3 protein-coding genes are annotated in these 6,006 nt (G+C 73.9%); 2 read left to right on the top strand and 1 reads right to left on the bottom strand.

What is annotated here, in order from left to right; genetic code table 11:
• Window positions 1–407: 407 nt before the first annotated feature.
• Window positions 408–2,438, top strand: coding sequence for a HelD family protein (locus ACWGH4_RS29435; protein WP_453466278.1), 2,031 nt, complete (start codon window positions 408–410; stop codon window positions 2,436–2,438).
• A 573-nt stretch (window positions 2,439–3,011) separates the two neighbouring features.
• Here ACWGH4_RS29435 and ACWGH4_RS29430 read toward each other — a convergent pair.
• Window positions 3,012–3,710 (bottom strand): copper homeostasis protein CutC, encoded by a 699-nt coding sequence (locus tag ACWGH4_RS29430; protein WP_453466276.1) that lies wholly within the window; start codon window positions 3,708–3,710, stop codon window positions 3,012–3,014.
• Window positions 3,711–3,895: 185 nt separating this feature from the next.
• Here ACWGH4_RS29430 and ACWGH4_RS29425 point away from each other — a divergent pair.
• Window positions 3,896–6,006: heavy metal translocating P-type ATPase (locus ACWGH4_RS29425; RefSeq protein WP_453466274.1), on the top strand; the 2,111-nt coding region annotated here is incomplete at its 3' end.

Genomic DNA, 6,006 nt, shown 5'->3' with positions numbered 1-6,006 from the left:
GCCGGCTGTCGCCGGCACCGCTCGCGGCGGCGTGGCGGGTGGTTCCCGGGGTGAGGATGGCTGTGGTCATGCGTCCATGGTGCTGCGCATCACCCGGTCGGAGCATCGGGCTGCGGGGTGAACCGGTGGGGGCTCCGCGTACTACTCCAGACAGAGCGCGTCCCCTACGGGAATGACGTCGCCGCCCCTGACGGCGAGAAAACCGTTCGCGTCCCTTCAGCGCCCCCACTACAATCGCGGGCTTGCCCCAGGTCGCCTGTCCGCAGCCCGGGGCCTTCCCCGCCTCCCCAGAGGAGAGCCGCCGCCCGGACGGAAACCGGCCGGTCCGCCATGCCGTGATCACGCAGCCCAGCCGGAGGCAACCCGTGCCCGCGCACGCCCCTGTACCCGACGTATCCACCGTCACCGTGGCCACCGACGGGGAAGACCCGCTCTCCCGCGAGCGGGCCCACCTCGCCGCGTCGCGGTCCGCCCTGCGCGCGATGCGCGAGGACGTCCAGTCCCTCGACATCAAGGACGTCACGGCGAACTGGGTCAACGCCGCCGTCCTCCAGTCGCAGATCGAGGACCGCATCAAGGCGCTCGCCGATCTGTCCCACACCCCGCTCTTCTTCGGCCGCCTCGACTACCTGCCCACCACGCAGGAGGGCCGCCGCTTCTACATCGGCCGCCGTCACGTCCACGACGCCGCGGGCGACCCGATGGTCATCGACTGGCGTGCGCCGGTCTCACAGCCCTTCTACCGGGCCTCCCGCAAGGAACCGCAGGACGTCGGTCTGCGCCGGCGCTTCGGCTACACCGGCGGGGACCTGACGGCGTACGAGGACGAGCACCTCACCGACCCGTCGGAGACCGAGCAGACCTCCAGGCTCCTCCAGGCCGAGATCGAGCGGCCCCGCGTCGGCCCCATGCGGGACATCGTCGCGACGATCCAGCCCGAGCAGGACGAGATCGTGCGCAGCGGCCTGTCGGGCACGGTGTGCGTGCAGGGCGGGCCTGGCACCGGGAAGACGGCCGTCGGCCTGCACCGTGTCGCCTACCTCCTCTACGCGCACCGGGAACGCCTGGCGCGCACCGGCACCCTGGTCATCGGGCCGAACCGTTCCTTCCTCCACTACATCGAGCAGGTCCTGCCCGCCCTCGGAGAGCTGGAGGTCAAGCAGGCCACGGTCGACGACCTGGTAGGACACGTGGAGGTCAGCGGCCGGGACACCGCGGCGGCGGCCGTCGTCAAGGGCGACGCCAGGATGGCGCAGGTCCTGCGGCGCGCGGTCCGCTCGCACGTCACGATGCCGACAGAGCCGGTGGTCGTCGTGCGCGGATCACGGCGCTGGCGGATCCCGGCGTACGAACTCGAGGAGATCGTCCGCGAGTTGCTCGACCGCGACATCCGCTACGGCGCCGCCCGCGACGCCCTCCCCCAGCGGATCGCGCACACCGTGCTGGTCCGTATGGAAGAGGCGGGGGAGGCGCCCGACGACCGGGTCCAGGACGCGGTCGCCCGCAACCCCGCCGTCAAGGCGGCGGTCAAGGCGATCTGGCCGCCGGTCGATCCGGCGAAGCTCGTACTGCGGCTGCTCTCCGACGCGGAGTTCCTCGCCGCGCACGCGGAGGGTGTCCTCACCGCCGAGGAACAGGCGACGATCCTGCTGACGAAGCCCGCGCGCAGTGTGCGGTCCGCGAAGTGGTCCGCGGCGGACGCGGTGCTGATCGACGAGGCGACGGACCTGGTGCAGCGCACCCAGTCGCTGGGTCATGTCGTCCTCGACGAGGCGCAGGACCTGTCCCCGATGCAGTACCGCGCGGTGGGCCGCCGATGCTCCACCGGATCGGCGACGGTCCTCGGCGACCTGGCCCAGGGGACGACGCCCTGGGCGACCGCGTCGTGGGCCGAGGCGCTGTCCCACCTCGGCAAGCCGGAGGCGGTCGTCGAGGAGCTGACCGCGGGCTTCCGCGTTCCCCGCGAGGTGATCGCCTACGCGTCGCGTCTGCTCCCGCACATGTCCCCCGGCCTCGCGCCGGTCTCGTCGGTCCGCGAGTCCCCCGGTTCCCTCGAGGTCCGCGCGGTCGCGGACGTCGCGGACCTCGACACGGCGGTCGTCGCGGCGTGCGTGGAGTCCCTCCGCAACGAGGGCTCGATCGGGCTGATCGCGGCGGACTCCCGCGTCCCCGCGATCGCGGCCGCGCTGGCCGCGGCGGGCCTCCCGTACCTCTCCCCCGGTGAGGAGACCACCGCCGAGGCGCGTCTGACGCTCGTCCCGGCATCGCTGGCGAAGGGCCTGGAGTACGACTACGTGGTCCTCGACGAACCGGCGTCGGTCATCGGCGACGAACCGGACCTCCGCACGGGCCTGCGCCGCCTGTACGTCTCCCTGACCCGCGCGGTCTCCGGCCTCACGGTCCTCCACGCGTCCCCGCTCCCGCCCCAACTGACCTGACCACCCGGTCGGCCCCACCGCAGGCCAGACGGGCGCGACCGGCCCCCGACGCCGCCGCATCACCCAGGACCCGCACCGGGCCGGGCCCGGGTGACCGGACCTCGCACGGGTGCGGGCCCGCCAGCATCAGGCCGAGGCAGAACCGGGCGGCGAGCCCGGGCCGGGCGTCGTGCCGGGGTCCCCGGCCACCGCCGTATCGTGCCCGGGCCGGGCGAAGCCGCCGCGGCTTCACGGAACCCCCCGCGGGGGACCGGCCTCTGCGGGTGCTTGACCGGGCCCCGGCTGCCGCCCGCAGCAGGCCGAAGCCGCGTCCGGACAGGTGCGGTCCGGCCTCCGTATCGTGCCGGGCCTGGGAGGCCCGACCTCCCACCGGTGCGACCCTGCCGCCGACGCTCGGACAGGGCCGCCGCAGCAGGCAGGGCCCGGAGGGACCGCCGCTTTGGGCCGGGCCCGGGTGACCGGACCTCACACGGGTGCGACCGGGCCCGCCCGCAGCCGGCCGGGGCCAGAACCGGGCGGCCGGACCGGGGCGGGCCCGGGCCGGCCCCGCGTGCCCCCCGCGCGCTGCGCGCGCTAGGCGTCGAGCGCGGTGCGCCAGTCGCGGACCGCTGCCGGGTCCACGGGGGCCGACCAGCCGCCGGGCCGTGCCGCGCCGCCGATGTGGAAGCCCGTCAGGCCCGCCCGGCGCAGACGCGGGACGTGGTCCAGGCGCAGACCGCCGCCGACCAGGAGCTGCGGCTCGTAGCCCGGTTCGCCGTGCCGCGCGGCCTCGGTGAGGAGCCTGCGCATGCCGTCGTCGACGCCCGCGGCCGAGCCGGCCGTCAGATACGTGTCGAGCCCGGGCACGTCCGCCAGCTGCTTGCGCAGGGCGTCCCGGTCCGCCGCGTGGTCGATCGCACGGTGGAAGGTCCAGCGGCAGTCGTCGACGACCGCCAGCAGCCGTTCGATCGTGACGAGGTCCGGCTGCCCGTGGTCGTCGAGGAAGCCGAGTACGAACTCGTCCGCCCCCGCCTCACGCAGGGCTTCCGCGGCCCTGACCAGGGCGTCGACGTCCGCCGGGCCGCCGGCCGCGAAGCCGTCGGAGAGGCGGAGCATCACGCGCAGCGGGATGTCGACCGCCGCGCGGATCGCCGTGAAGGTGGAGACCGGCGGCGTCAGCCCGTCGGCCGCCATGTCGGTGACCAGCTCCAGCCGGTCGGCCCCTCCGGACTGGGCGGCGACCGCGTCCCGCGCGTCGAGGGCGATCACCTCCAGGAGTACACGGTTGCTCATGGGACCCATTCCTCCAGGCTCCGACAGGTCTAGTCCATTGGCCAGCCTAATGCTCGGCGAGCCGGGCGGCAGCCACACCCCTGATCCTTCCCGTGAAGCGGACTTGCATCCGGTACGGGGCGGGGGTATACATGGAGCCAGAGGGATACCCCCTGGGGGTATCAAGAAGAGGCCGAGGAGACACCATGCCGCAGACCGCGACCGAATCCCGCTCCGTAGAGCTCGCCATCGGTGGCATGACGTGCGCCTCCTGCGCGGCTCGGATCGAGAAGAAGCTCAACCGCATGGACGGTGTGGAGGCGACCGTCAACTACGCCACCGAGAAGGCGAAGGTCACCTTCGCCGAGGGCACCGCCGTCGCCGATCTGATCGCCACGGTGGAGGCGACGGGCTACACCGCCGCCGAGCCGGCGCCACCGCCCGTCGAGGGCGGGCCCGCGGCGCCGGACGAGGCCCCGGCGGACGACGGGCTGACCCCGCTGCGGCAGCGTCTGGTGACCGCGGTGGTGCTCGCGGTGCCGGTGGTCGCCATGGCGATGATCCCGGCCCTGCAGATCGAGTACTGGCAGTGGCTGAGCCTGACCCTGGCCGCGCCGGTCGTCACCTACGCGGCCTGGCCCTTCCACCGGGCGGCGTGGACGAACGCGAAGCACGGCGCGGCGACGATGGACACGCTGATCTCGGTCGGTACGTCGGCGGCGTTCCTGTGGTCGTTGTGGGCGCTGTTCTTCGGCACCGCCGGCACGCCCGGCATGACGCATCCCTTCGAGTTCACGATCGCCCGCAGTGACGGGGCGGGGAACATCTACCTGGAGGCGGCGGCCGGTGTCACCGCGTTCATCCTCGCCGGGCGGTACTTCGAGGCCCGCTCGAAGCGCCGGGCGGGCGCGGCGCTGAAGGCCCTGCTGGAGCTGGGCGCCAAGGACGTGACCGTACTGCGTGGCGGCCGGGAGGAGACGATCCCGACGTCCGCCCTGAAGGTCGGGGACCGGTTCCTGGTCCGGCCGGGCGAGAAGATCGCCACCGACGGCACGGTCGTGGAGGGCGCGTCCGCCGTCGACGCCTCCATGCTCACCGGCGAGTCCGTCCCGGTGGAGGTCTCGGTCGGCGACACCGTCACCGGCGCCACCCTGAACGCCGGCGGCCGCCTCGTCGTCGAGGCCACCCGCGTCGGCGCCGACACCCAGCTCGCCCGGATGGCGAAGCTGGTCGAGGACGCGCAGAACGGCAAGGCCGCCGCCCAGCGCCTCGCCGACAGGATCTCCGCCGTGTTCGTCCCGGTCGTCATCGCACTCGCCCTGGGCACCCTGGGCTTCTGGCTCGGCAACGGCTCAGGACTGACCGCCGCGTTCACCGCCGCCGTCGCCGTCCTGATCATCGCCTGCCCCTGCGCCCTGGGCCTGGCCACCCCGACCGCGCTGATGGTCGGCACCGGCCGCGGCGCGCAGCTCGGCATCCTGATCAAGGGGCCCGAGGTCCTGGAGACCACCCGCAAGGTCGACACGATCGTCCTCGACAAGACCGGCACCGTCACCACCGGCCGGATGACCCTGCTCGCCGTGCACACCGCGGACGGCACCGACGAGGCGGAGGTGCTTCGGCTGACCGGTGCGCTGGAGAACGCCTCCGAGCACCCCATCGCCCAGGCGGTCGCCGCCGGGGCCGTCGAGAAGCTCGGCGGCCTGCCCACCCCCGAGGACTTCGCGAACATCCCCGGCCTGGGCGTCCAGGGCATCGTCGAGGGCCACGCCGTCCTCGTCGGCCGCCAGAAGCTGCTCAGCGAGTGGGCGATGGAACTGCCCGCAGGACTGGCCCGCGCCCGGCACGAGGCCGAGGCCGCCGGCCGCACCGCGATCGCCGTCGCCTGGGACGGCGAGGCCCGCGCGGTCCTCGAGGTCGCGGACGCCGTCAAGGACACCAGCGCGGAAGCCATCGGCCGCCTGCGCGCCCTCGGCCTCACCCCCATCCTCCTGACCGGCGACAACGAGGCCGTCGCCAGGAGCGTGGCCGCCGAGGTCGGCATCTCCCCCGAGGACGTGATCGCGGAGGTCATGCCCGAGGACAAGGTGAACGTCGTCAAGCGCCTCCAGGCCGAAGGCCGCAGCGTCGCCATGGTCGGCGACGGCGTCAACGACGCCGCCGCCCTCGCCCAGGCCGACCTCGGCCTCGCCATGGGCACCGGCACCGACGCCGCCATCGAGGCCGGCGACCTCACCCTCGTCCGCGGCGACCTCAACGCCGCCGCCGACGCCATCCGCCTCTCCCGCAAGACCCTCGGCACCATCAAGTCCAACCT

This window comes from Streptomyces sp. NPDC054847, assembly GCF_053610925.1.
Note: the sequence above shows the minus strand (reverse complement) of the source record. Positions and strands in the feature narration are given on the sequence as shown.